The sequence below is a fragment of the Roseiflexus sp. genome (assembly GCF_057785375.1).
Map to the genome: position 1 here is coordinate 1 of NZ_JBYNRX010000018.1, position 24354 is coordinate 24354.

Genomic DNA, 24354 nt, shown 5'->3' on the forward strand with positions numbered 1-24354 from the left:
AGAGGGGAGAGGGGAGAGGGGAGAGGCAAGAGGGGAGAGGCAAGAGGGGAGAGGGGAGAGGCAAGAGGGGAGAGGGGAGAGGCAAGAGGGGAGAGGGGAGAGGCAAGAGGGGAGAGGGGAGAGGCAAGAGGGGAGAGGGGAGAGGCGAGAGGGGAGAGGCAAGAGGGGAGAGGGGAGAGGGGAGGGGGGAGAGGCGAGAGGGGTGGTTAAGGTTGCAGGCGCACCGGTAGGGTCACCCGGCGCGCGTCCGCGAAAACGCGGCGTGTTGTGGGGTGCAGGCGAGAAGGTTGGAGTTGGTGGCATGCCGGGGCGTTGCGGGACAGTCTCCCTGAGCGCGTTGAGCGTTGAACGTGTTGCCGCCACAGGAGATCCCGGGAAATTGCCGCGTAGGGGCGCCCCCCTGTGGGCGCCCACGCCATCGGGCGCAGGTGACGATCACCAGGGGAGCGAAGGGCGCGGGTGGCGGTGAGGAAACAGCGAAGGTGATGGCATGAGAGCGATCGACGATCGCGTGACCGATACGCTGATTCGTGCGCAGGTCGAGCGTTATGTTGCAGATGTGCGCGCGATGCTCGGCGATGAACTGATTGGCGTGTACCTGCATGGTTCCCTGGCGATGGGGTGCTTCAACCCGGCGCAGAGCGATCTCGATCTGCTGGTCATCACACGCATGCCGATGTCGTCGGCAACGAAGCGCGTTATCGCCGATCACCTGGTGCGCGTATCGCGCCAGCCGGCGCCGATTGAGGTCAGTTTTCTGGCGCTGGCGATGCTGACGCCGTGGCGCCATCCGCCGTCGTTCGATTTTCACTATAGCGAAATGTGGCGCGATGCCTATACACGCGACCTGGCAGGAGAGGGGTGGCGCGCCTGGGATGCCGGGGAGAAGCGCGATCCCGACCTCTCTGCGCACATTATGGTCGCGCGGTGGCGGGGCATTGCGCTCTACGGTCCGCCTGCCGCATCCGTGTTCCCCGATGTTCCAGAGGCAGATTATATCGCCGCAATTATGAGCGATGTCATCGAGGCGCTGGATCGCATCTACGCCGATCCGGTCTATGCTATTTTGAATGCCTGCCGCACGCTGGCATTCTTGCAGACGCGCCGGGTGCTCTCGAAGGAGGAGGGCGGTCAATGGGCGCTCGACCATTTGCCTCTCACGTTGCGCCCATTGGTTTGGTTGGCGCTGATACGCTACCGCGATGTTGAAGAGACGGGAGTGTTTCCCGCTCCGCTTCTGGAGGCGTTTCGCAACTATGCGCGGCAGGAACTCAGACGAGATGTCCATAGAGACGCCCCTGCGGTGACAATGCCCGAGGTCGGTGTGGACGCCTCCCTGTAGCCGCCCGTTAGTGTCGCTATGGAGGTTTGCCCCCTCACCCCCCTGTCCCCCCTCTCCCACGAGGGGAGAGGGGGGAACATCGCTCCTCAGATTACGATGTCCAACGCGCGCCAATTGCGCAACCCTCTCCCACGAGGGGAGAGGGGGGAACATCGCTCCCCTTCCCTCCTGTGGGGGGAGGGGGTGGAGGGTGGGGGCGCCCACAAGGGGCGCCCCTACGATGGCAATGAACATGGGTCCCTACCCGTAAATTTCCCCGCCTGGATAGGGCTATAACAGCCGCTCTCCGACCTCGACCGCATCGACGCGGTAGTGGCACCCACGGCTCTGGCGATTGTGTCGCGCTGCCTGTGCGATGATCAGCGCTGCTTCGACGGCGTTGCGCAGCCCGATCAGACCGTCGCTCAGTTTGGTGGTGCGGTAAAATGTCTCGATCTCGTTCTGCAAGTGGCGCAATTCGCGGATGGCGCGCGAGAGACGGTCACCGGAGCGGATCAGCCCCACATAATGCCACATAATGTTCTGGATGGTCTGCATATCACCCTGGATAAGCGCCGGATCGGAGTCCTCCGTTAGTCCCGACTCGTCCCATGGCGGGATGTCGTCGGCTGGCGGCAGGATCGGCGGCGGATCGGCGCTCAACCGCGCCTCGATGTCGCGCGCGGCGCGCACGCCCCATACTAGCCCTTCAAGCAGCGATGTCGATGCCAGGCGGTTGGCGCCGTGCAATCCGGTACAGGCGACTTCGCCGACGGCGTAGAGATTGGCGATGCTCGACCGCCCCCACTCGTCAGTCAGCACCCCGCCGCAAGAATAGTGCGCCGCCGGCACCACCGGGATCGGCTCGCGCGTGATGTCCACGCCGACGCGCAGGCATTCGGCATAGATGTTGGGGAAACGGGTGCGGACGGTGTCAGGCGAAAGGCGCGAGGCGATGTCGAGCAGGACGTGCGAGTAGCCATGCTCTTCCATCTCGGCATGGATCGCGCGCGCCACAATGTCGCGCGGCGCCAGGTCTTTCCATTCAGGCGCGTATTTATGCATGAACGGACGGCCTTCTGGCGTCAGCAGGATGCCTCCCTCGCCGCGCACCGCCTCGCTGATCAGGAACCCTTCGGCGCCAGGAACGGCGAGCGCTGTTGGATGGAACTGAACGTACTCGGCATTGACGATGCGCGCCCCGGCGCGGTGCGCCATCGCCAGGCCATCGCCGCGCGCGCCAGGAGGATTGGTCGTGTTGCGATAGAGGCGCCCTAGCCCGCCGGTAGCGAGGATCGTAAAGGTGGCAAGGGTGCGGTGGACAGTGCGGCGCTCGCGTTCAAACACATACGCGCCATGACAGACGATTGGTTCATAGGCAGCGAGCGGATCGCGCGAGTGGTGTGGCGACGTGATCAGGTCAACCGCAGTCAGACCGGTCATGACCTCGATATTTGGGCGCTCGTAGATGGCGGCTATCAGTGCGTCGATCACCGCTCTGCCGGTGCCGTCGCCCACGTGGAGAATACGATTGCGCGAATGCGCCGCTTCCCTGCCATATGCCAGGTCGCCGTTCGGCATGCGGTCGAACTCGACGTGCGCCGTGCGGATCAGCACCTCTTCCAGCAGGCGTGGTCCTTCTTCGGCAAGGAGGCGCGCTGCGCGGCGCGACGACGCTCCCGCACCCGCTGCCAGAACATCGCGCACCAGGAGATCGGCGGAGTCGCCCGGTCCGCGCCCGATGACACCCCCCTGCGCGTACCGGGTGTTCGATTCACGCGGGTCGGTTTCGCGCGTCAGCAAGGTGATATGGCGGCGCGGGTTGCGTGCAAGTTCGAGTGCTGCGGCGGCGCCGGCGATACCGGAGCCAATGATCAGCACATCGGTGGTTTTCATGATCGTCTCACAATCTAGTTACCCAATCTGGATCATCCGTTCGACGGCGCGGTAAGCGCGCTGGCGGATGTCTTCAGGAATCTCGATAACGTAGCGGTTGTAGCGCAGCGCATCGCGGGTGTCTTCCAGCGTGATCATATTCATATGCGGGCAGCGCACCATACAGAGCCGCAACATATCCTTGTCCGGATTCGCTGCTGCAATGTTGTCCCCCATGGCGCACTCCGTAAGCAGCAGATAGTGCGGCGCCTTTGTTTGCTGGACGTAGCGGATCATCGCATTCGTGCCGCCGGAGAAATCCGAGGCTTCCACGACCTCCGGGCTGCACTCCGGGTGCGCCAGGATGACGACATCGGGAAACTGCGCGCGCACGCGCCGGATGTCGTCGACGGTGAATTTCTCGTGCACTTCACAGCGCCCGTGCCAGCCGACAAGCTGGTAATCGAGGAGCGTATCGCCATCGACCGGTTGCAGCGTCGGGAAGATGATGTGCTTGCCGGTCTCGCGCGCGACATTGCGCGCCAGATACTCATCGGGCAGGAAGATGACCGTATCCGCCTTGAGCGACTCGACGACCGCCACGGCATTGGAGGAGGTGCAGCAGATGTCACTCTCGGCTTTCACGTCGGCGTAGGTGTTGACATACGAAACGACCGGGGCGCCAGGAAAGCGGGCTTTCAGCATGCGCACATCGTCGGCGGTGATGCTGGCCGCCAGCGAGCACCCGGCTTTCTCCGACGGCAGCAGCACGGTCTTCGTCGGGTTGAGGATCTTGGCGGTCTCCGCCATGAAGCGCACACCACAGAACACAATCACGTCCTTGTCGGTTGTGGCGGCTTTGCGGCTCAGATCGAGCGAGTCGCCGGTGAAGTCGGGAATGGAATGGAAGAGCGCCGGCTCCATGTAGTTGTGCCCCAGGATCACGGCATTGCGCTGTTGTTTGAGTTCCAGGATTTCGACCGCCAGTTCCGCTTTGTAGTAGAGCTCGAATTCTGGCGCCAGCGTGCCGAGTTTGCGCTGAAGCAACGCGAACATTTCCTGCGTGTTCATCAGAATCTCCCTGTGGCTTCCTCAGAAGCAAGATAATCGAAGCTCACGTCAAAAACGCGCGCCGAGTGGGTCAATGCGCCGATCGAAATATCGTCCACGCCGGTCTCGGCGATCTGTCGAATAGTGTCGAGCGAGACATTGCCCGACGCCTCGAGGCGGGCGCGACCGGCGACGAGGCGCACCGCTTCCGCCATCGTTGCGGGGGTCATGTTGTCGAGCATAATGCGCTGCACTCCCAGATCGAGCGCCTCGCGCACATCATCGAGGGTGCGCGCCTCAACCTCGATCTCCAGGTGCGGCGCGTATTCGCGGGCGCGTTCGACCGCAGCGCGCAGCGAACCGGCGAAGTCGATGTGGTTGTCCTTGATCAACACCATGTCGTACAGCCCGATGCGATGGTTGCGCCCGCCGCCGCGCTGCACCGCAAGTTTATCGACCATGCGCAAGCCAGGGGCGGTTTTGCGCGTATCGAGAATGGTGGCGCCCGTCCCGACGACCGCGTCCACGAACTGGCGGGTGAGGGTTGCAATCCCCGACATCCGCCCCAGGAAGTTGAGCGCCGTGCGTTCGGCGGTGAGCAACCCGCGCGCCGGACCGCTGACGAGCGCGAGGGTCTGCCGGTTGGTCACGCGCTCGCCTTCCGCGACCAGCGCCGTGAAGATGATCCGTTCATCGACCATGCGATACACCGTTTGCGCCACATCAAGCCCGGCAACCACGCCGTCCTGTTTGGCGATGATCCGTCCGCGCATCAGTGCATCCGGCGGCACAATGCTATTGGTGGTGACGTCCTCTGGTCCCACGTCCTCCGCCAGCGCGCGGCGGATGGCGTCGAGAATGTCGGGGTGAAGGGCGGGATTTAGTGTCATTTTTACACTATTCCTGTGTGAAATAAAAATTGGCGTTTCGCCTGTTAGTGTCAATGTTACTCTATTTAGGGATGATTGTCAAGTTGGGGGAAGGTTAAGGGTAGAAGGTGGTCGTTGCACGTTGAACGTGGGAAAGAAGGAAAGGTTGCCGGTGGAGACGTTGCACCGCAACGTCTCAAACCATTGCATGGAAGACCCCGCCCGACCCGTGAGGTCTCCGCCGGTGGTGGCGCGCTGCCGTGGAACCGTGTGAGCGGCATGATCCCCATCCCCGGTTCGCCCCTCTCCCGACCTCAAGGGTCTTGGGGGAGAACCCGCCCGACCCTTGAGGTCTCCGCCAGTAATCACGCGCTGTCGCAGAACCGCGTGAGTGGAAAGACTCCCGTCCCCGGTTTGCACCTCTCCCGACCTCAAGGGTCTTGGGGGAAGGAATGTCTTGAGACGTTCCCTGACACAACGTTGTGGTATAATGCGCGGAGAACCTCGCCGTGCCCCTTTGTTCCCCGTTGTCGAACTCCAGGTTGAAATACCAGCGTCGCCGCTGTCTTATCTTCAATCAGACAGTAAGTGTGCTCCAATTCTCACCCCTTCACCCACCCATGGCGCAGGGCGTAGATCGCTGCCTGGGTGCGGTGCGCCAGTCCGAGTTTGCGCAGGATGCTGGCGACATGCGTTTTGACGGTCTCTTCGCTCACCGACAGGCGCGCCGCGATTTCGGCATTAGTCAGCCCCTCCACCAGCAGGCGCAGCACGTCCCCCTCGCGTTCAGTGAGCGCGTCGCCATGCCGCATCGTCTGCGCCTGAACGACCCGTTGCATGAGCGATGGCTCGAACACGGCTTTGCCCTGCGCTGCGCTGCGCACTGCTTCGAGCAATTGCTCCGGCTGGCTGTCCTTTTCGACATACGTGATCGCGCCGGCGCGTAGTGCGCCAATGATCCGCGCGTCGTCGGCGTATCCGCTCAGAATGACGATCTGTGTCTGCGGCAAGAGACGTTTCAACCGGCGGGTCGTTTCGATTCCGTCGATCCCGCCTGGCATCAGTACGTCCATCACGATTACATCCGCCTGCCAGTCCGATGCGTGGTTCAACGCTTCCTCGCCGCTGGCCGCTTCGCCGACGATGATGATGCCGGGTTGGGCGGCGAGATAGGCGCTTAACCCGCGCCGGACGATGCTGTGATCATCAACCAGAGCGATACGAATGGGGCTCATACGCACCTCGCGTTCGACAACAAATCCAGCCCTACCCCTGCGCCTCGCCAGCAAGCGCCGCGAGTTCGCGCGCCGAGGGCGCAGCTTCACGGCGGAAACGCACGGTGCTGATCCGCGGCAGCAGTGTTAGCGATGCCGCCATCGCAGCCGCCTGGAGCAGAAAAACGATGATATACCCCGGCATCCGGTCATTGAACAGGTCTGTCAGGATGTCGCGGGTCACGCCGCTCAGCACGGTTCCCAGCAGACGCGCCATAGAATTGGCGACCCCCCAGGCGCCTACGAATGCGCCGATCTGTCCTGGTACGGTCATATCGAGCATGAGCGCCAGGTTCGCGGCGGTTGAAACGCCGCTGCCGAATCCGAAGACGATCAGACTCGGCGTGAAGATGACCGGCATGCCCAGGATGCCGCTCAGGGCGATCAATACCAGTCCAAGCGCGACCAGCGCCCCGCCGATGGCGGCAGCGAATGGTTTCCCGCGTCGCCGCGCCAGCGGGCTGGTGGTCAAGAGACCGACGAGCAACGCTGCACCCCAGATCGATGTGTAGCGCGTCGTGACTTCGACCGGTACGCCGAACACATCGGCGGCAAACGGTTCGAGCAGCACGTCCTGCCCTAGAATTGCCACCAGCAGCAGCATCAGATACACAAAGAACAGGCGCGCCTGCGGCGTTCCGGCGACTGTGGCAATCATCTGCGCAAAACTGCGCCGCTCAGAGGTCGCCGGTTCAACATCACGCGCTTCGAGGCCCCAGAGCGCGGCGATGCCGATCAGCAGTGCAATGCTGCACACAACGTAGAACGCTGTAAAGAGCGCCGCTGGCGTGTAGTCGCGCAACATTCGCGAGAGGCTGACGCCAGCGATAATAACGCCGACGATCAGCATGAACCACATGACGCCAACCGTGCGGGCGCGGTACTCTTCGCCGGAAAGATCTGTCGCCAGCGACAGGTACGACACCGTTGCAAAGTTGAACCCCATGCCCCAGGCGCCGAATGCCAGCAACCCGAGCGGCAACCCCGTCCAGAAGTTCTCCGCCATGGCAAACGCAGCCGTCGGCGAGAGCGCCGACCCGCCAGCGCACAACAGCAGTCCGATGACGGTATAGGGTGTGCGTCGAAATCCGAGCAATGGATGCCGATCAGAGAATGACCCGATCCAGATCTGGACCGGCGAAAAGGCGTAGGGTAGCGCGATCAGCAGCGCCACCAGCGAGGCGGGCAACCGCAACTCGCTGATCATGATTCGGTTGAGCGTGCTCTCGATAGGCACTGCGGTCAGTGCAACGGCGACATTGATCAAGCCAAGGCGAAAAATGGTCGTCCAGCGCATGGCACATCCCGGTACGATTATGCAAACGTCGATTGCGATCTGGCAATTAACTTGTTACAACCCCGATCATGGCATTTGTATCTTCTGCATGCTATTATACCTGTGAACAACAGCACACAACAGGCGGCATCCGGCCCTCGCCGCCTTCCGGTTACTGGATTGGAGTGACGTACACTCACTCCCGACACAGGTACAGGTGAACCGTATGGATCCCCGCAACTCTCAGGGCAATGATGCAGGCGAAATGCCGATCTACCTGTCGATCATCGGTCTTGCGGCGCTTCTCTGTTTTGCCTTTATGATGACTGGCAGCTTCTGGATGACAACCGTCGTTCTGGTGCTTGGATGCCTCCACCTGGCGCGGTATTTCCCTGCGGCTGATGAGATTGTCCAGAACGATATTGCGCTGCGCTGGTTGCGTCGCATGACGCCGCTGATCATTTTTGGCATCTTTGTCTTCCAGGTGATGGTGCAGCAATCGACGTGGTAGCTCTTCGGTCAGGCGTTTGTGAGCCGCTGATTCTCTACTGAACGCCACCCGCTTCGCGCTCGAGCGCCAGTTGCATCTTGCGCACCCGGTCCGCCAGTTTTTCGGAACTGAGACTTTCGCGCAAACGGTCGACGAGCAGCGGGAAGGCGAATGGCGTTGGTCGTGGCACGTCCACAACGATGATCCGTCCTGCGGCAATGCGCGCCAGCGCCGCCGCAAGGCGGCTTTGCTCCAGCTGGCGCTCCAGCACCTCGCGCCGCGCCTGTTCCAGCAACCGGTTCTCCGGGTCGTACTGCACAAAGACATCATACATCAGGCTGCTCGACGCCTGGATCTGGCGGGCGCTCTTCTCGCCAGGGTATCCTTCGTAGACGAGGCCGGCAATCCGCGCAATTTCGCGGAACTGGCGCTTTGCCATCTCGGTGGCGTTCAGGCTGGCGAGGATGTCGTCCGCCAGGCGCTCGTTGCTGAACAGTGGCGCATCAGCGCCGGCTATCGACCATTGTCGCGCTCCGTGTGCGGCGTCGAACGCCACGCCAAGCGCTTCGTCGAGCGGCGCCGGTTCGGGCGCCAGCAACTCGAAGCCGTAGTCGTTCATCGCCAGGGTAAAGGTGATCGGGCGCAGACGGCTCAGGCGAAACGCAATCAGCGCCGCCATCCCTTCGTGCACCAACCGCCCCTCGAAGGGGTAGACAAACAGGTGATGCCCTTCCCGCGTCTGCACCCGCTCGATCAGCAACTCATCGGCGCCAGGCAGCAACGACCAGCGGGCCTGCACTTCCAACAACGGGCGCACCGCTTCCATCTCGGCGCCGCGAAAGACGCCGCTGCACGCTTCCTCGATCCGCGCGCGAATGGCGCGTGACAGTTCGTTCGAGAGCGGCATGCGCCCGCCCATCCAGCGCGGCGTCGCGCCTTCACGCTGCTCCGCTTTGCGTACGAAGACCGTCGTATCACGCAATTGCACGAACTCGAGCGCCTTTCCAGCGAAGAAGAAAACATCGCCAGGCTTCAACCGCGCGGCGAACGACTCCTCGACTGTGCCGAGCGTTCCGCCGCGCACGTACTGCACCTTCAGCGCCGTCTCGCTCACGATCGTGCCGATGCTGACCCGGTGGCGACGCGCAACTGCATCGCTCGCTACGACATAACGCCCGTCGCGTTCCACGACGCGGTGAAACTCCGGGTAGGCGCGCAGCGAGGCGCCACCCCGCACCACGAAGTCGAGCGCCCACTGCCACGCGGCGTCGCTCAGGCGTCGAAAGACGCGCGTGGATCGCATTTCGGCGAGCAGTTCATCAGCAGTGAAACCGCCGCCTGACGCACAGGTGACCAGATGCTGCACCAGCACATCGAGCGGCGCCTCCAGCGGTTGGCGCGCTTCGAGCCGTTCCTGCGCAATCGCGTCGCGCGCTGCCGCAATTTCGATCAACTCCAGGGCGCTTGCAGGCGCAAATGTCACCCGGCTGACTACACCGGGACGGTGACCGCTGCGTCCGGCGCGCTGCAACAGGCGCGCCACTCCTTTTGGGCTGCCAATCTGAATGACCTGATCCACCGGTGAGAAATCGACCCCCAGATCAAGACTGGATGTGCACACCACGCATCGCAGGCGGCGTGCGCGCAGCGCCTCTTCGACCCACTCCCGCACCTCGCGATCCAGCGACCCGTGGTGGAGCGCCAGCGCGCCAGCCCACTCCGGGCGCGCGTCCAGCAACGCCTGGTGCCAGATCTCTGCCTGTGATCGCGTGTTGGTGAACACCAGCGATGTTTCGCTCTGCTCAATGGTCGCCACGACCTGCGGCAGCAGTTTCAACCCTAGATGCCCTGCCCACGGAAAACGCTCAATCGTGTCGGGAAACAGCGTCTCGATCACAATCGGTTTGGGCAGCAGGCCGCGCACGATCCTGGCGCGCGGCGGCTGATCGCCAGCGGCAGGGATCAACGCATCCAGCGCCACGTCCAGATCGCCCATCGTTGCGGAGAGTCCCCAGACGCGCAGATCGGGGTACAGCCCGCGCAGCCGCGCCAGCGCCAGTTCGACCTGCACGCCGCGCTTGGTTGAGAGGAGTTCGTGCCACTCATCGACGACGACCAGCCGCAGATCGGCGAACAGTTCGCGCCAGTTGGGTTGGGTGAGCAAGAGCGAGAGGCTTTCGGGGGTGGTGACCAGCGCCGTTGGCAGGCGGCGACGCTGGCGCGCGCGCGCAGCGGCGGATGTGTCGCCGCTGCGCGCCTCGACCTGCCAGGGCACACCGAGGTCATCGAGCGGCGCGCGCAGCGCCGCGACTGTATCGGCGGCGAGTGCGCGCAGTGGTGTGATCCAGAGCACGCGCAATGCAGGCGCAGCGTGCCCCGATGCCTCGTGCGCCAGCCATTCGGCGATTGGTCCCAGCCAGGCGGCATACGTCTTCCCGGCGCCGGTGGTGGCGTGGAGCAGACCGCTGTCGCCTTCAAGATATGCCTGCCACACCTCGCGTTGAAAGGGGAACGGCGACCATCCGCGACGTGCAAACCACTCCTCGATCGGTTGCAGCGCAGAGTGCAGGGTCATAGACGACAGACCATTCAGAATGACGGCTCTTTTTGCCTTCGGCAGAGCGGTATTTGTCTTCTTTTGTGGTGTGGTGCGGCGGCGAAGCCGCTGCACCACACCACCTTGATGGTAGTGCCACGCTGCCGCAGGCTCTGGCGAGGCCAGAAAATGCGCCACCGCGTAAGTCCTGTTGTGAGAAGTATTGGCGCGAGATCTCTTTGCAGGGTTGACGCAAAGGCACGAAGACGCAAAGTCGTCTCGTATTTTGCGAAGCCTGGCGACTTTGCGTCTTCGCGCCAACCTTTTTGAGAAATCAGGCGTCGACAGAGCACCCAAAGCGCGCCTTAGTCTATCAAGATTTATCGTACCACAAGCGGCAGAGCGACGCCAAAGGGCTGCCCGAGAGAGCCGATCAGCGGAATATCCCCGGAGACGCCGAACTGCACGGTGAACTCAGCAGCGCCGCCGTCGCGCGCCGTGTCGCAAAGGAAGCGCTGGTTCGACGGGCGAAAGACACACGGAGCGTCGCCCTGCAACTGTGCGGCGATGGTCAGGAATTGAGGGGTGGTGGCAGGTGTGGACGATACCACTGGTGTGGGCGAACGCTGCACGATCAGGGTGAGCAGCATAACGACGAGCGTCATAAGGATACGGGCGCTCACGATCTTCCTTTCTGTTTGTATCTGTCACGACGAAAGATGATACTATGTTCAACATTGAACGTTGAACGTTCAACGTTCAACCCCTCTTGCCCCTTGCCTCTCGCTCTGGTATGATGAAACCACTATGTCCACAAACGACGACATCACGATCCGTTCGGCAGAGACATCCACCGAGCTGGACGCATTCTTCCGGCTCGCGGCGGAGACGTTCGCCCTCGACACGATCCGTAGCGCAGCACGCTGGCGGCAGCACGTCGAACACGCACCCGATTACGTTTCCGGGCAGGTGCGTTGCGCTTTCGTCGCAACAACGCTGATCGGCGGTTACATGCTGTATGAACGAATGTTGCGGGTCGGTTTTGTGACGCTTCCGACCGGATGCTTCGCCGGTCTTGTCACCCGTCCGGAGTGGCGTGGTCGCGGGGTTGGCACGACGCTGATGCACGATGCCATAGCGCGCGCAGTCGAACGGCGGTTGGGGTTGATCTTGCTCGATGGCATCGCTGGTTTCTACGGTCGCTTCGAGTATATTGACGTTCTCGATACCACGCGCCATATTGTCAGTCGGGCGCACCTGGCAGCGATACCCCGGAGTCCCTACACGGTACGACTGGCCACAGCAGACGATGCGTCGGTGTTGCTCGACCTGTACGAACGGCACTATGCCGGTTACAACGGCAGTTTTATGCGCAGCATTGCATGGCAGCGCCACGATCTGGCGCTGCGTCTGGAGGGGAATCCGCCACGACTGGCATGTGATAGCAACGGAGAGGTGCGCGGGTATCTGATTCTGCCGTCGCAGGCGCCTGGCAATCACGCGGTCGAAGCCGCCGCTGACGACTGGTGCGCGGCGCTGGCGTTGCTCCAACATCACGCAGGCATTGCCGGAGATGCGACGGAGATCGACTGGCCCCTGCCGCCGGATTCGCCGACATTCTACGCGCTTGCCGATCATCTGAACCTGACGAGCCGTTCCTATCACCATCCCGATGAGGGGTGGATGGCGCGTCCTGCACATCTGCCAACCCTGCTCGACCGCATCGGTCCGCTGCTCAATGAACGATGCCGGGCATCTGGCGGTGAAACGTTTCGGCTGTGTGTCGCCGGGGCGGAACCATCACTGGCGGTGGGAGCGGAGGCCAATGCGCCAGACGCGCCAGAAGTCGTGCTGACGCCACAGGCGCTCGTGCAACTGCTGTTCGGCTTTCGCCCGGCGCGATGGGTCGCCAGTTATCCCGGCGTGCACATTCCAGCGGCGATCCTGCCGACGCTCGACGCACTCTTTCCCCCCGGTCGCGCCTGGATTGCCGGGTCTGACGCATTTTGAAGGGTTATACTGGCAGTTTCTTGAACGTTTCGGCTGCGGCAAAGCCGTGCTCTTTGCCCGCCTCCGCCATGCGCTGACGCACCCGCTCTTCCCATCCCTGGGCTTCGTCCAGTTGCGTGTGATGCTCGCGCAACGCGGCGATCTTCCGGTTCACGTAGGTCGAGACATCTTCGACGTGATCCGGTTGTTCGGCGCCCCACAGGTAGAGCGCCTCGGGTCGCCAGACGCCAATGCCGATCTGTCCCAGCCCCGGCATAAACAGATGGTCGCGCGCGCTGACGACCGCTTCAATCACGGCAAATCCGACCGCGCGATGATCGGGATGGAGCATATAATGCTTCCATGGGTCGTGGGTGTAAATGGCGTGCGGTTTGAAATGGCGAATGTAGAGAGCAAATTCGGCGCGCAGCGCTGAAGAGGGTTCGAGTTCGCCATCGTTGTTGCGCAGGAAGATCACGCGGCGCACGCCGAGGATTTCGGCAGCGGCGCGCTGCTCCTGTTCGCGGATTTCCGACAGACGAAACGATGACATCGCCGGATCATGGCTGCCTTTGTTGCCGTTGGTCGCAATGATGAAGGTGATGTCCCATCCCTGATCGGCAAGTTTGGCGATGGTTCCGCCGGCGCCAAACTCATTGTCGTCGGGATGGGCGCCGATCACAAGTGCGCGCTTGGGTTCGTCGGTCATAGACAGGTCTCTACAGAAACAAGGGTCGAATCATTGTTGTATTATACCAACATCCTGGGAGCGAGGTGACGGTCACGAAATGCGCATTCTCATCGTGCTTGGCCGCGGAATCGCAACTGTGCTTACGAGCGCGCTCCTGATCGTGGCGTTCACGGCAGCCATGGTGGTCGTGCAGAGCGGACGAGACGAGGCGCGCCCGGCTGACGCTGCACTCGTGCCCGGCGAGGCGTTTGACAGTGCGCTCACATCCGAACAAAAAGCGCAGTGTGATCGCGCGGTCAATCTCTACCGCCGCGGGATGGTCAGCCGTGTTATCCTGACTGGGAATGTCATGTTTCGAACGCTGGCTCGCCGGTATCTGATCGAACAGGGATTGCCGCCACAGGCATTGTTTGCTGACGAAACGAGCGAGTCACTGGTTGGAGGCATACGCTCTGCGGCCAACGTGGCACGCGCGCAGGGCTTCTCGTCGGTTGTCGTTGTGGCTGAGCCGCCGGCGATGCTCACTGCCCTCAAGGTCGCGCGTGACGAGGGGCTGACTGCTTACGGATCGTCTGCCGGCGGCGTTTCGGTTGTTGAGAATCCGTATGCTGTGGCAGGCGGGACCTGGCGTTATCTGAAGTATATATTTGTGGGAACATAACCCTCATCCAACAACCGCAACTGCTGCGCCTTCAACACCGCCTGCGTCCGATCCCGCACGTCGAGTTTCGCCAGAATATTCGAGATGTGCGTCTTGACGGTGCCTTCGGTAATGACGAGCGCCGCAGCGATTTCTTTGTTCGACATGCCGCGTGCGAGCGCTTTCAACACATCGAGTTCGCGTTCGGTGAGCGCATTTGGCGATTTTGGCGCCATACGTTCCGGCGCCGGCGGTGAACCAACTGCCAGGCGTGAGAACTCTGCCACGACCTTGCGCGCAATACTCGGCTGAATGAGCGCTTCGCCGCGCGCAACCGTGCGCACCGCTTCCGCCATCTCCTCGCTGCTGATGTCCTTCAGCAGATAGCCGCGCGCGCCGGCTTTCAACCCCTCGAATATATACTCATCATCGTCGAAGGTCGTCAGAATGATCACGCCGACATCGGGAAAGCGGCGATTCAACTCGCGTGTGGCAGTCACGCCGTCCATTCCCGGCATGCGAACGTCCATCAGCACCACATTGGGGTGCAGCCGTTCGACCGCCTCGATTGCGGCGCGCCCGTCGCCGACGGCGCCGACGACCTCCGGGTCCGGTTCGAGTTCCAGCAGCATGGCAATGCCCTGACGGATCAGGGTTTGATCATCGACCAGCAACACCCGGATCATGACCCACCTCGTTCGTGATCGCCACGGGTGCAACAATATCGAGCAGGAAACCGCCATCGGGATGCAGACCGGCGTCCAACGCACCACCCAGCCGTTCGATCCGCTCGCGCAAACCGGTCAACCCGAAACCATTGCCCTCGTGAGCGCCATTAATCGGTTGTCCATTGTCGCGGATCATCAGATGCACCGTCTTCGGCTGGCATATCAGTGTGACGATGATCTGTGAGGCATTGCCATGCTTGCGGGCGTTGGTCAACCCTTCCTGCACGGCGCGGTACAGGGTCATTGCCAGGGTTTGCGGCAGCGCCGGCAGATCACCCGACTGCTCAAAGCGCGCGTCGGTGGTGGTCGAGGTGCGGAAGTCGTCAATGAGACGCTCAATCGCCACATCGAGTGAATGACCGTCGAGCGGCGACGGTTGCATGGCAGCGACGCTGCGCCGCACCTCGTCGAGCGCTGTCTGCGCCACTTCGCGGCACGTGGCGATCACGGCGGCGGCGCGTTCTGGATCGCGCTGGAGCAGGCGCGCTGCCGCCTGCAACTGGACATTCAGGATGGTGAGATAGTGACCAAGTCCGTCGTGGATATCACGCGCCAGGCGCACCCGCTCTTCGATTGCCGCCACTCTCAACTCGCGTTCGCGCGCCGCGCGCAGTTCGTTGTGGCTTGCCTGCAACTGCGCCAGCAACTCCTCGGCGCGCGCACGCTGCGACTCCGCCTGCTCTGTCTGTTGTTCGTACCGCTGGGAAATCTGGACGAACATGACGACGAACACAATGCCGAAACCAAGGCTTGCAGCACTTTGCAGCGCCGCTTCCAGGCCGACCTGAACGGCGATCATCGCGCAGACGCCAGACGCCATCCCGCCAGCATAGACGAGCGCCGCCGCCAGGGGCAATCCCCATGTCGCCTGACCAACCAGCAGAAACAGGAGCGTCGCAATGACCGTGCTCGCCGGTCCGCTGCTCATACCGAGCGCAATGAAGTAGAGGGCGCTTGCGATGATCAGGTGGATTGCGACATTGCCCAGCGGAGTCGCATGGGGACGGTCATCCGACGACGATGGGATCAGATTGAGCGCCAGCAGAATGCTCAGCGCGCCGACGACTGCCCCTTGCTGCCAGAGCGGCGTATCAGGTTGTGCGGTCACAGCGGCGATCAGCGCGCCGACGATCATGACGACCGCGATGATCATCGTGCGGCTGGGAAGCGTTGCGCGCCACCATGTGCGCACTGCGTCGCAGAGCGCGCTGAAGGCTGTGGTTCTGAGTTTCCGGTTCCGGGGCGCCATGGCAACTCTGCTCTTTCCCGTCTGCCGCCGTACACCCTTCGCACCTGCCGCTTAAACCACAGAGACACAGAGGACACAGAGGCGCATTACATGCCTGTTCCGCATTCCAATGCCTGTTTCCCTCTTAGTCCCCCACGCTCTTCTCCCGCGCCCTCCATCCCCCCGTAAGCGGGGGGTGCAAGAAAGAAGAGGAAGTCTGGTCGGCCTGATGCCTCGCACAGGCGATGCGACGTGAGGGCTTGTCTGATAGGGAGATCAAACAAAACCTGGATAATCGCGCCTGCACCTGTGGTTGGCGTTGGTTTCGACCGGCTCAGCCAACGCAGGTTGAGCCGGTCGAAGCCAATGCCAACCGCGAGCTGGTCAACGCGGGCAAGAGTGTTCAATGTCTGGTTGATCTTCCCATAAGACATCCGCCCTTGTGTCGAGAACCATTCCGCCGGTGAGGTTCCGTCACAGCCCGCGATCCCCGGCAAAGACCTCAAGGGTCGGGGGCGTCTTCAACCTTCCCACCTTCAACCTGTGCACCCTATTACCCATCATACGCCAGCGTGTCGCGCACCGTCAAGCCGATCGCCGCGCGCGCCGGCAGGAGACTCGCACCAATGCCGATTCCTATCGCCGCCACCAGCCAGATTGCGGCGCCGTCCAGCGCGAAGTGATAAAGCAATGGAATCTGCAAAAATGCCAGTCCCACAGCATTACTCAACAGATAGCCAAGCGGCAGGGCAAGCACCGTCCCGATCAGAGCGCTCGCCAGGCTGCGCTATGCCTTCGCCGACAACAATGCGGTACAACGCATCATTCGATGCGCCAATTGCGCGCATGACCCCAATTTCACGGGTGCGCTCGATAATATTCAGGCTCAGTGTGCCGGTTAATCCTAACCCGCCGATGGCTGCCAGCAGCACCGCCATCGCGAGCAGGAATGAAACGATAATATTGATCAATGTGGCCGCCTGTTCGCGTTCGTCGGCGCGTGTTTGCGCCACCGCGACGCTCACCCCCGCGTTTTCCAGCGTCTCCCTCAATGCGGTCGCTACCTGCTGTTGGGCGTCTGGATCGTGCGCGCCGGCAGCCACCCGGATCTCGCGCGTTTGCCCGAAGGCGCCGGTGATCTGCGCCAGATATGGCTGGCTGGCGTACATGAAGGGCACGCCGAGCAGCCCGCGGGTGACGCCAACGATCTGCCACGCTGTCTCGCGGTTCCCGATCTTCAGCACAACGCCCTGCCCGACGCGCTGGTCCGGCTCGAAACGTCGCACATCGGCGTTGATGACCAGTGCGTGGGCGTCGCCGGGCAGCAGCCAGCGCCCTTCAACTATCTCCGGCGTAAAGAGTGCGCTTTCAATCGGCGGAGCAATGATGCCGATCGCCGGTCCTTCGCTGCCATCGGGTCGCAGGCGGTATGCCAGCGCGTTGCCCCAGCTTTCAACCGCCGTCACGCCAGGCGTCTGCCGCACAAGGTGTTCGATCTGTGCGACACGATACGGACGAACCAGCGTCACCTGCACGTCGTGTCGGGAGGTTGCCAGAATGATTTCGAACGTTTCAAAGAGCGAACGACGCACGCTCAGCACTGAAACCACAATTGCCGTCGCCAGTGTCAGCGTCATCAACGTCAGCGCCAGACGTCCCCGCCGCCGGAGTGCATTGCGCAACGAGAGGATCACCGGTGATGGGATGAGCGCAATCAGCCAGGATGTCGCCGTCGCTTCGCGCACAGTCGCCAGTGGTGGAACGCTGTTTCGGCGCCGCTCCTCGCGTTGCCCGGCAATCGCTTCGCGCACGGTCAGCCGCGCTGTGCTCAGCACCGGTGCGAGCGATGCCAGAAGTGGCGCCAGCAGCGCCATACCAACGTGGAGCACAATCACACCGATAGGGGTTGTGAACGTGCCCAGTTTGAAATTGAGGAAATAGGAAAGGAAGCTGACGAATGCCTCGGTGGCGAACCGTGATGCCAGCAGCGCCGGCGGTAGCGCCAGTATTCCGAATGCAAGCGCGTATACGGCATAGACGCCCACGATCTGACCGGGACGCGCCCCATCGCCTTCATTACGCCGATCTGTCGTGTCTGTTGCAGCAGCAGCGCTGTGATGGTGTTCGTGACGAGCAGAACGCTCAGAAAGAGCGCCAGTATGCCGAGGGCGCCAAGCACAATCGTGATCGCCTGAAAATAGTTTTGGAGCGGCAATTCTCCTGGTCGCGCCACATCGACCCGCATCACCCGCACGCCGGCGCGCTCGACGTGTGTGCGAACCTGATCCGCGATACGCTGGTTGTACGCTGCATCGGCTGGATGATCGGTCAGCAGATAGAGTTCATTGTAGCCGGGTGCGCCGCCGAGCCACTCCAGCGTCTCACGGTTAACATATCCATAAGCGCGTCCGGTGAATGTCGCCGGCATGCGGGAAAAATCGTAAGCCAGCCCTGACAGGCGCATCGTGCGTATCCGTCCGTCGGCGGTCTCGACCGTGATGGTGTCATTCAGACGCGCCTGCGCCAGACCCAGGTAACCGACCAGCAGTGAGGTACGCTCGAGCACAACCGTGCGACGTGGCGGGGGCCATGCGCCAGGAGGCCAGGAGGCCGGATCGGGTTCGAACACGATCTCGGGGCGCACTTTGCTCACCCGCGTTTCGCCATCGTCGGGCAGAACGAAGATCTCGATCAATTGCCATGGGCGATGTGCAGCAGTGCGGAAGCGCAGCGTCAGGCTCCGACGCCCTTCGGCTTCGGCGACTCCAGGCAGGCGACGCACGGCGCGCACTATCTCGTCGTCGAAGGCGTCATCGGTGTACACCACTGCGCTCGCCGGACGAACCTCGGCGTAACTCTGTACCAGGTCGCGCGACATGATGGTGAACATATGTGCGACTGTGCCAATCCCGCTGACGCCAGCGGCAATCGACAGCACAACGAGCAGGGTGCGCACCTTGTAGCGCCACAGATCACGAATCACCTTTTGCCAGCGTGCTCCAATCACGGTCTCCCTCTCTTCCGGATTGCCCGCCTATCGCTGCGCTACCCGCGCCCCAACCAGACTGCACGCCAGCATCACAATCGCATCGACGGCGAACGATATCATCTGTTCGCCGCTGAGCGGCGCGTTGAAGAGCGTGATGACCAGCACAATCAGCAGAATGAACGCCAGGACAACCGCGCTCACCACTGCCGGCGTGGCCGGCGTGACAAGGCGCGCCAGACGCGCGCCGCGCCAGAATGCCACGGTTGCCAGCAGCACCTTTGGCAATGCCTGATACCAGGCAGCGCCGGCAAGTGCAGTGATGGCGGCATTGATGGCTTCTGGATCGCCGCGTGTCTGGAAACCGATGACAAGACCGTAGCCGACGCTCATGGCGAGCGCAGCGCCCAATGGAATAATGACGATCAGGATGCTCGACCAGATCACGGCGCCCCAGGGAAACGATCGGTTGCGTTGCGCTATCATGATGCTCCTCCTTGGAAATCGTAGCGGTCACTGGTTCTACACTAGCGCATGGTGACGCAGCACAACAGTCACGAAAGGCGGAATTGCTGGATGATCATTCCTGCGCAACAGTTCCGCCGAATGGCGTATGACCTTCGGATGAGGCGTCGGTTCGGTGATACAATGAGGAGGTGTTCTGGCGCATCCTGTGACCATGTCAGTCCGTGAATATGCACACCGATGAGCATCGCCATTGCCTATGATTGAACGTTTGCCGCCTGACCCGCGTATGATCGCGATTCCCGTCGAGTTGCGCGGCGCTATCGCACAGGCGCTGGAACATATCCCCGCAACGCGCTGGATGAATGCGGCGCGGATGTTGAGCGAGCAGTACCGCGCCGTCGATGACACGGGGGAAGCGCCGATCATACAGACCCGCCTCGACGCCCTGGGGTATGCCGCCCTCCTGATGCCGGCCACCTATGCGCAACTGTACGGCGCAATGCAAGCCGCCGCTGCGCGCGTTCCGTCGTGGGCGCCGGAAACCATGCTCGATATGGGGAGCGGACCCGGAACGGCGCTGTGGGCAGCCACGGTGTGCTGGCCGTCGCTCCGTGATCTGACTGCCTGGGAACGCGAGCCGGCGTTGATTGCCCTTGGGCGCGATTTTGCGCGCGCGAGCGCGAACCCGGCGCTGTGGAACGCGCGCTGGGTGCAACGCACCCTGCAAGCCCCCGTGGACCATGGCATGCGGTTTGATCTGGTCGTGCTTGGCCACGTGCTTGGCGAAATATCGCCGGAGGATCGCAGCGCGATTGTGGCAACCGCCTGGCGCATCACCCGCGGTTTGCTCCTGATCGTCGAACCGGGCACGCCTGCCGGGTTTGCCGTGGTGCGCAGCGCGCGCGACCTGCTGCTCGCCGCAGGCGCAGCCACGATTGCGCCATGCACTCACGACCGCCCCTGCCCGCTCAGCGACGACTGGTGCCACTTTCCGCAACGGCTGCGCCGCCCCGAGTTTCAGCGGCGTGCGCGCGGTGCGCCGTCGCCGTGGGAAGACGCCAAGTACAGTTATGCCGCGCTTGCCCGCTTTCAGCCTGAACGTTCTGTCTGGGGGCGGGTTATTCGCGAACCAACGTTCAATAAAGCATACGCGGAAGTTCTGATCTCATCACGTGACGGTATTGTGTGGCATCGCGCGCTCAAACGCGAGCGTGACGCCTTCAAACGGGTCAAACATCTTGAATGGGGACAGACACTCGAGGAGCAACCATGAAAGCCATCCTGTTCGACACTCCAGGCAGTCCTGATGTTTTGCGGTACGGCGACGCGCCCGATCCGGCGCCTGGTCCCGACGAACTCCTGGTGCGGGTGCACGCCACAGCGGTCAACCGCGCCGATCTGTTGCAGCGGCGCGGCGCCTATGCGCCGCCGCCAGGGGCATCGCCGATCCTGGGGCTGGAACTGGCCGGCGAAGTCCTGACTCCTGGCGGTCAATGGCGTATCGGCGACCGGGTGATGGCAGTCACGACCGGCGGCGGATATGCCGAACTGGCGGTCATACCGGCTGGCATGGCGATGCGCATACCGGAGAACCTGTCGTTTGAAGAGGCGGCGGCGATCCCGGAGGCATTCCTGACCGCTTTTCTCAACCTGTTCACGCTTGGGATGTTGCAGGCAGGCGAGACGGTGCTCATTCATGCCGGCGCCAGCGGCGTCGGCACGGCAGCGATTCAACTGGCGCGGGTCGCCGGCGCGCGCGTCTTCACCACCGCCGGTTCGGCGGAGAAACTGGCGCTCTGCCGTGAACTCGGCGCAGAACTGGCGATCAACTACCGTGAAGAGTCGTTTGCGACGCGGGCGCTCGAAGCGACCGACGGTCGCGGCGTCGATCTGATCCTCGATTTTGTCGGCGCACCCTACTGGCAGCAGAACACCGCTGCGCTGGCGCTCGATGGACGGTTGCAGTTGATCGGGTTCCTGGGAGGGTCGGCAGGGTCGATCGATCTGGGTCCGATTCTGGCGAAGCGGTTGCGCGTGACCGGCACAACCCTGCGACGCACACCGTTGCCGCAGAAGATCGCCCTCACCGCCGATTTCGTTGCATTTGCACACGACCGATTGGCGCGCGGCGAACTGCGTCCGGTCATCGACACGATCTATCCGCTGTGCGATGCCGCCGAGGCGCATCGGGCGATGGAAGCGAACCGCAACGCCGGAAAACTTGTGCTGCGGGTCGATTGATTGCGGCGTGAACTTCATACAATCGGCATGCTCTGGCTGGCGGTTGAAACCGCGCCTTGGGGCGCGTGCGCGCCGGGCGTCGGCCTGCGCCGACGCTCTCCCGCCCGCGCAGGCGGGTGGCCGGCCGGAGGCCCCACAGGCGCAAATTCATTCGCCAGCCTGCATACCGGATTTAATGCTTTAATGTTCATTAGCCCGCAGCTCCGAGGACGCGCGACCCAGCGGCGCAGGTATGCCGGAGGTATGGTTGATGTTCCCAAAGACCGCCAACCACCAGGGGTGCAGCCTTGCAAACCGGTCGCCGGACGATGCCGACGCTTCCCTGCCCGCCAGACAGCGACCGCTCGCAGAACCCGGAGGCGCGACATATGACACACAGGCGGCGGCGTGTGAGCAACGAACCTCATCAGGCGCACATTGAGCAACAAGCGCCAATGCGACGCGCGTCCCTTATCGAATGGCTGATCGGTGAACGGCTTGTGTTCGACTGGAAGATGGTTGCGGTCACCGTGATCAGCCTGATCTTGCTCGTCTTCGACGATTATCGGAGCATAACCCCCTTCAAGTACTGGGATCGCGTCATCCTCTTACCTGATTATTCCGCTGTTGGTGATCATCGTCATCTTCCGCGAGCATCCGCGTTGGTATGGGTTTACCCTCGGCGACTGGAAAGCGGGCATGGTTCTGACAATACTGGGCGCAGCGATCATGGCGCCGATCCTGTACGTCTTTGGGCAGCGCGATCCTGAACTCAATGCATACTACCGGGATATGACGGCGGGTCTGCCGTGGACGACGTTTCTCGATTTGATCGGCTGGGAGTTTCTGTTTCGTGGATGGATTCTGTTCGCTTATGCGCGGCGGTTTGGTCCCGAAGCGTTATGGCTCCAGTCTGTGCCATTTGTGATGGCGCATATCGGCAAGCCGGAATTGGAGACGTTCTTCACCATTATCGGCGGCTTTGGCTTTGGTTGGGTGACATGGCGCACCCGATCGTTCGTCTGGCCCTTTCTGATCCACTGGTTCGTGGCGACCTTTCTCATCATGGTTGCGGCAGCGTTACATACAGGCTGATCGCTGCCATAAGCATTTATTCTACCGGCTGCAAGCGGTACTGTAACGCTTCTCCCAGATGCTGCGCTGTAATCTGTTCGGAACCGGCGAGATCGGCGATGGTGCGCGCCAGTTTGAGAGTCCGGTGATACTCGCGCGCCGAGAGGTCGTGCTGGCGCATGGCGTTGTGCATAATGAGTTGACCGTTGCTGTTGAGCTGACAGTGCTGATGGATCTCCGCCGGACCCATATCACTGTTGGTGAGCAGCCGTGTGCCGCGAAACCGGCGCTCCTGGATCTGTCGCGCGGCAATCACCCGCTCGCGGATCGCCGCTGACTCCTCGCCAGGGGTCAGGGTGTTCAGTTTGTCGAAGGGAACGCGCGGCGCATACACAAACATGTCGAACCGGTCGAGCACCGGTCCGCTGACCCGACGCTGATACCGCGCAACCGCCGCTGCCGTGCAGGTGCACTGGCGCTCCGGGTCGCCATACCATCCGCACACACAGGGGTTCTGTGCGGCGATCAACATGAACGATGCCGGGTAGGTAATGCTCCCGACGGCGCGGCTCAGTGTGATGACGCGATCTTCGAGCGGCTGGCGGAGTACATCGAGTTTGCTGCCAAACTCCGGAAGTTCGTCGAGGAACAGGATACCGCGGTGCGCCAGCGAAATCATGCCAGGCTTGACCCGCACCCCGCCGCCGCCGACCAGCCCCGCCAGCGAGGTGGTGTGGTGCGGCGCACAGAATGGGCGCTGCTGGATCAGCGGGGTATCCTTTGGCAACTGTCCGGCGACGCTGTAGATTTTTGTCACCTCAATCGCCTCGCTCATCGTCAGCGGCGGCAGGATCGAGATGAGCGCGCGCGCCATGAGCGTCTTGCCGGAGCCGGGGCTGCCGGTCATCAGCACGTGATGACCGCCGGCGGCGGCGATTTCCAGGGCGCGCTTGACGTGCTCCTGCCCGCGTACAACGCTGAAGTCGACCGGGTAGACCGGCGTTGGCGCCGCGTCGATAGGAGTTCCCACATACGCCGGCAATGTCTTCGCGTCGCTCAGGTGCGCCGTCAGGTCATTGAGGCGCTGCACTGGAATGATGGTGATCCCGCTGACCAGCGCCGCCTCAGCGGCATCTTCTTGCGGTACGAAGACGCGCCGGATGCCCTGTTCCTTGGCGATGGCGACCATCGGCAACACGCCATCCGTGTGGCGCACCGCGCCGTCGAGTCCCAGTTCGCCGATGAATACCGCATCGTAGACATCGCCCTGCACCTGTTCCGATGCCAACAACAGACCAATCGCAATGGGCAGGTCATAGGCAGGACCGGCTTTCCGCAGGTCGGCTGGCGCCAGATTGACCGTAATCCGCTTCATCGGGAACGAACAGCCGCAGTTGCGCACGGCGGCGCGCACCCGCTCCCGGCTCTCCTGCACTGCGGTGTCTCCAAGGCCGACGATGGTAAAACCCGGCAATCCTTGCGCAATATCGACCTCGACCTCGACCAGTACGCCTTCGAGACCGATCACGGCGCTGCTATAAACTTTCGCCAGCATGCCACGCCTCCCGTCTGCCACGACTCTACAGGGATACCGTTCGGGCGCCGCGCCAGAGTCGGGTCAGGGGTTGCTGACAGGAAG

The 24354-nt window shown here is 62.4% G+C and carries 24 protein-coding genes; 9 read left to right on the top strand and 15 right to left on the bottom strand.

Annotation, left to right across the window (positions count from 1 at the left end; genetic code table 11):
- Together AC3EA7_RS03125 and AC3EA7_RS03130 are read left to right on the top strand one after the other, a co-directional pair.
- Positions 1 to 230: hypothetical protein (locus AC3EA7_RS03125; RefSeq protein WP_488612569.1), on the top strand; the 230-nt coding region annotated here is incomplete at its 5' end.
- Positions 231 to 490: 260 nt separating this feature from the next.
- Entirely contained in the window at positions 491 to 1342 is an 852-nt protein-coding gene (locus AC3EA7_RS03130; protein ID WP_488612570.1) for an aminoglycoside adenylyltransferase domain-containing protein, read from the top strand.
- 270 nt (positions 1343 to 1612) lie between these two features.
- On the opposite strand, the gene nadB is transcribed toward AC3EA7_RS03130, so the two are convergent.
- From nadB to AC3EA7_RS03155, 5 genes are all read right to left on the bottom strand, one after another.
- On the bottom strand, positions 1613 to 3217 hold the full coding sequence (gene nadB / locus AC3EA7_RS03135; protein WP_488612571.1) for an L-aspartate oxidase: 1605 nt from the start codon (positions 3215 to 3217) through the stop codon (positions 1613 to 1615).
- Between the two features lie 18 nt (positions 3218 to 3235).
- Positions 3236 to 4267 (bottom strand): quinolinate synthase NadA, encoded by a 1032-nt coding sequence (nadA, locus tag AC3EA7_RS03140; RefSeq protein WP_488612572.1) that lies wholly within the window; start codon positions 4265 to 4267, stop codon positions 3236 to 3238.
- Positions 4267 to 5136 carry a carboxylating nicotinate-nucleotide diphosphorylase gene (nadC, locus tag AC3EA7_RS03145; protein ID WP_488612573.1) on the bottom strand — a complete coding sequence of 290 codons (870 nt, stop codon included), beginning with the start codon at positions 5134 to 5136 and terminating at the stop codon, positions 4267 to 4269. Before nadC ends, nadA begins: the two co-directional genes overlap by 1 nt.
- A gap of 581 nt (positions 5137 to 5717) precedes the next feature.
- Positions 5718 to 6350 (bottom strand): response regulator, encoded by a 633-nt coding sequence (locus AC3EA7_RS03150; protein ID WP_488612574.1) that lies wholly within the window; start codon positions 6348 to 6350, stop codon positions 5718 to 5720.
- 31 nt (positions 6351 to 6381) lie between these two features.
- Complete coding sequence (locus tag AC3EA7_RS03155) at positions 6382 to 7686, bottom strand: BCD family MFS transporter (protein ID WP_488612575.1); 1305 nt, start codon at positions 7684 to 7686, stop codon at positions 6382 to 6384.
- 205 nt (positions 7687 to 7891) lie between these two features.
- On the opposite strand from AC3EA7_RS03155, the gene AC3EA7_RS03160 reads away from it, so the two are divergent.
- Entirely contained in the window at positions 7892 to 8176 is a 285-nt protein-coding gene (locus AC3EA7_RS03160; RefSeq protein WP_488612576.1) for a hypothetical protein, read from the top strand.
- Positions 8177 to 8210: 34 nt separating this feature from the next.
- Here AC3EA7_RS03160 and AC3EA7_RS03165 read toward each other — a convergent pair whose 3' ends face one another.
- The gene (locus tag AC3EA7_RS03165; protein WP_488612577.1) at positions 8211 to 10730 is read right to left on the bottom strand and encodes a ligase-associated DNA damage response DEXH box helicase; all 2520 of its coding nucleotides are present in this window, start codon (positions 10728 to 10730) and stop codon (positions 8211 to 8213) included.
- A gap of 341 nt (positions 10731 to 11071) precedes the next feature.
- Positions 11072 to 11374 carry a hypothetical protein gene (locus tag AC3EA7_RS03170; protein WP_488612578.1) on the bottom strand — a complete coding sequence of 101 codons (303 nt, stop codon included), beginning with the start codon at positions 11372 to 11374 and terminating at the stop codon, positions 11072 to 11074.
- A gap of 124 nt (positions 11375 to 11498) precedes the next feature.
- Between AC3EA7_RS03170 and AC3EA7_RS03175 the strand changes: the two genes are divergently transcribed.
- Positions 11499 to 12701: a GNAT family N-acetyltransferase gene (locus AC3EA7_RS03175; RefSeq protein WP_488612579.1), complete on the top strand. Its 1203-nt coding sequence runs from the start codon at positions 11499 to 11501 to the stop codon at positions 12699 to 12701.
- A gap of 4 nt (positions 12702 to 12705) precedes the next feature.
- Here the strand turns inward: AC3EA7_RS03175 and AC3EA7_RS03180 are convergent, their stop codons facing one another.
- Positions 12706 to 13389, bottom strand: coding sequence for a PIG-L deacetylase family protein (locus AC3EA7_RS03180; protein ID WP_488612580.1), 684 nt, complete (start codon positions 13387 to 13389; stop codon positions 12706 to 12708).
- 79 nt (positions 13390 to 13468) lie between these two features.
- On the opposite strand from AC3EA7_RS03180, the gene AC3EA7_RS03185 reads away from it, so the two are divergent.
- Positions 13469 to 14032, top strand: coding sequence for an ElyC/SanA/YdcF family protein (locus AC3EA7_RS03185; protein WP_488612581.1), 564 nt, complete (start codon positions 13469 to 13471; stop codon positions 14030 to 14032).
- On the opposite strand, the gene AC3EA7_RS03190 is transcribed toward AC3EA7_RS03185, so the two are convergent.
- The 6 genes from AC3EA7_RS03190 to AC3EA7_RS03215 form a co-directional block, all read right to left on the bottom strand.
- On the bottom strand, positions 14002 to 14697 hold the full coding sequence (locus AC3EA7_RS03190) for a response regulator (RefSeq protein ID WP_488612582.1): 696 nt from the start codon (positions 14695 to 14697) through the stop codon (positions 14002 to 14004). The genes AC3EA7_RS03185 and AC3EA7_RS03190 overlap by 31 nt on opposite strands.
- On the bottom strand, positions 14672 to 15988 hold the full coding sequence (locus AC3EA7_RS03195) for a sensor histidine kinase (RefSeq protein ID WP_488612583.1): 1317 nt from the start codon (positions 15986 to 15988) through the stop codon (positions 14672 to 14674). Before AC3EA7_RS03195 ends, AC3EA7_RS03190 begins: the two co-directional genes overlap by 26 nt.
- Before the next feature lie 532 nt (positions 15989 to 16520).
- Entirely contained in the window at positions 16521 to 16685 is a 165-nt protein-coding gene (locus tag AC3EA7_RS03200) for a hypothetical protein (protein ID WP_488612584.1), read from the bottom strand.
- 4 nt (positions 16686 to 16689) lie between these two features.
- Complete coding sequence (locus tag AC3EA7_RS03205; protein WP_488612615.1) at positions 16690 to 17841, bottom strand: ABC transporter permease; 1152 nt, start codon at positions 17839 to 17841, stop codon at positions 16690 to 16692.
- 17 nt (positions 17842 to 17858) lie between these two features.
- Positions 17859 to 18974 (bottom strand): ABC transporter permease, encoded by a 1116-nt coding sequence (locus AC3EA7_RS03210; RefSeq protein ID WP_488612585.1) that lies wholly within the window; start codon positions 18972 to 18974, stop codon positions 17859 to 17861.
- A gap of 27 nt (positions 18975 to 19001) precedes the next feature.
- Complete coding sequence (locus AC3EA7_RS03215) at positions 19002 to 19439, bottom strand: hypothetical protein (protein WP_488612586.1); 438 nt, start codon at positions 19437 to 19439, stop codon at positions 19002 to 19004.
- Positions 19440 to 19707: 268 nt separating this feature from the next.
- Here AC3EA7_RS03215 and AC3EA7_RS03220 point away from each other — a divergent pair, with 268 nt between their 5' ends.
- The 4 genes from AC3EA7_RS03220 (at position 19708) to AC3EA7_RS03235 (ending at position 22736) form a co-directional block, all read left to right on the top strand.
- Entirely contained in the window at positions 19708 to 20694 is a 987-nt protein-coding gene (locus tag AC3EA7_RS03220) for a small ribosomal subunit Rsm22 family protein (RefSeq protein WP_488612587.1), read from the top strand.
- Entirely contained in the window at positions 20691 to 21662 is a 972-nt protein-coding gene (locus tag AC3EA7_RS03225; protein ID WP_488612588.1) for an NAD(P)H-quinone oxidoreductase, read from the top strand. Before AC3EA7_RS03220 ends, AC3EA7_RS03225 begins: the two co-directional genes overlap by 4 nt.
- A gap of 389 nt (positions 21663 to 22051) precedes the next feature.
- Positions 22052 to 22411, top strand: a complete 360-nt coding sequence (locus tag AC3EA7_RS03230) for a hypothetical protein (RefSeq protein ID WP_488612589.1) — start codon at positions 22052 to 22054, stop codon at positions 22409 to 22411.
- The gene (locus AC3EA7_RS03235) at positions 22341 to 22736 is read left to right on the top strand and encodes a CPBP family glutamic-type intramembrane protease (RefSeq protein ID WP_488612590.1); all 396 of its coding nucleotides are present in this window, start codon (positions 22341 to 22343) and stop codon (positions 22734 to 22736) included. The genes AC3EA7_RS03230 and AC3EA7_RS03235 overlap by 71 nt, the downstream gene beginning before the upstream one ends.
- 16 nt (positions 22737 to 22752) lie before the next feature.
- On the opposite strand, the gene AC3EA7_RS03240 is transcribed toward AC3EA7_RS03235, so the two are convergent.
- On the bottom strand, positions 22753 to 24270 hold the full coding sequence (locus AC3EA7_RS03240; RefSeq protein ID WP_488612591.1) for a YifB family Mg chelatase-like AAA ATPase: 1518 nt from the start codon (positions 24268 to 24270) through the stop codon (positions 22753 to 22755).
- Positions 24271 to 24354 lie beyond the last annotated feature (84 nt).

Coding starts and splice junctions, on each gene's coding strand:
- AC3EA7_RS03130 (WP_488612570.1), top strand. CDS start 491: ATGAGAGCGATCGACGATCGCGTGACCGATACGCTGATTCGTGCGCAG.
- nadB (WP_488612571.1), bottom strand. CDS start 3,217: ATGAAAACCACCGATGTGCTGATCATTGGCTCCGGTATCGCCGGCGCC.
- nadA (WP_488612572.1), bottom strand. CDS start 4,267: ATGAACACGCAGGAAATGTTCGCGTTGCTTCAGCGCAAACTCGGCACG.
- nadC (WP_488612573.1), bottom strand. CDS start 5,136: ATGACACTAAATCCCGCCCTTCACCCCGACATTCTCGACGCCATCCGC.
- AC3EA7_RS03150 (WP_488612574.1), bottom strand. CDS start 6,350: ATGAGCCCCATTCGTATCGCTCTGGTTGATGATCACAGCATCGTCCGG.
- AC3EA7_RS03155 (WP_488612575.1), bottom strand. CDS start 7,686: ATGCGCTGGACGACCATTTTTCGCCTTGGCTTGATCAATGTCGCCGTT.
- AC3EA7_RS03160 (WP_488612576.1), top strand. CDS start 7,892: ATGGATCCCCGCAACTCTCAGGGCAATGATGCAGGCGAAATGCCGATC.
- AC3EA7_RS03165 (WP_488612577.1), bottom strand. CDS start 10,730: ATGACCCTGCACTCTGCGCTGCAACCGATCGAGGAGTGGTTTGCACGT.
- AC3EA7_RS03175 (WP_488612579.1), top strand. CDS start 11,499: ATGTCCACAAACGACGACATCACGATCCGTTCGGCAGAGACATCCACC.
- AC3EA7_RS03180 (WP_488612580.1), bottom strand. CDS start 13,389: ATGACCGACGAACCCAAGCGCGCACTTGTGATCGGCGCCCATCCCGAC.
- AC3EA7_RS03185 (WP_488612581.1), top strand. CDS start 13,469: ATGCGCATTCTCATCGTGCTTGGCCGCGGAATCGCAACTGTGCTTACG.
- AC3EA7_RS03190 (WP_488612582.1), bottom strand. CDS start 14,697: ATGATCCGGGTGTTGCTGGTCGATGATCAAACCCTGATCCGTCAGGGC.
- AC3EA7_RS03195 (WP_488612583.1), bottom strand. CDS start 15,988: ATGGCGCCCCGGAACCGGAAACTCAGAACCACAGCCTTCAGCGCGCTC.
- AC3EA7_RS03205 (WP_488612615.1), bottom strand. CDS start 17,841: ATGGCGCTGCTGGCGCCACTTCTGGCATCGCTCGCACCGGTGCTGAGC.
- AC3EA7_RS03215 (WP_488612586.1), bottom strand. CDS start 19,439: ATGATAGCGCAACGCAACCGATCGTTTCCCTGGGGCGCCGTGATCTGG.
- AC3EA7_RS03220 (WP_488612587.1), top strand. CDS start 19,708: ATGATCGCGATTCCCGTCGAGTTGCGCGGCGCTATCGCACAGGCGCTG.
- AC3EA7_RS03225 (WP_488612588.1), top strand. CDS start 20,691: ATGAAAGCCATCCTGTTCGACACTCCAGGCAGTCCTGATGTTTTGCGG.
- AC3EA7_RS03235 (WP_488612590.1), top strand. CDS start 22,341: ATGGTTCTGACAATACTGGGCGCAGCGATCATGGCGCCGATCCTGTAC.
- AC3EA7_RS03240 (WP_488612591.1), bottom strand. CDS start 24,270: ATGCTGGCGAAAGTTTATAGCAGCGCCGTGATCGGTCTCGAAGGCGTA.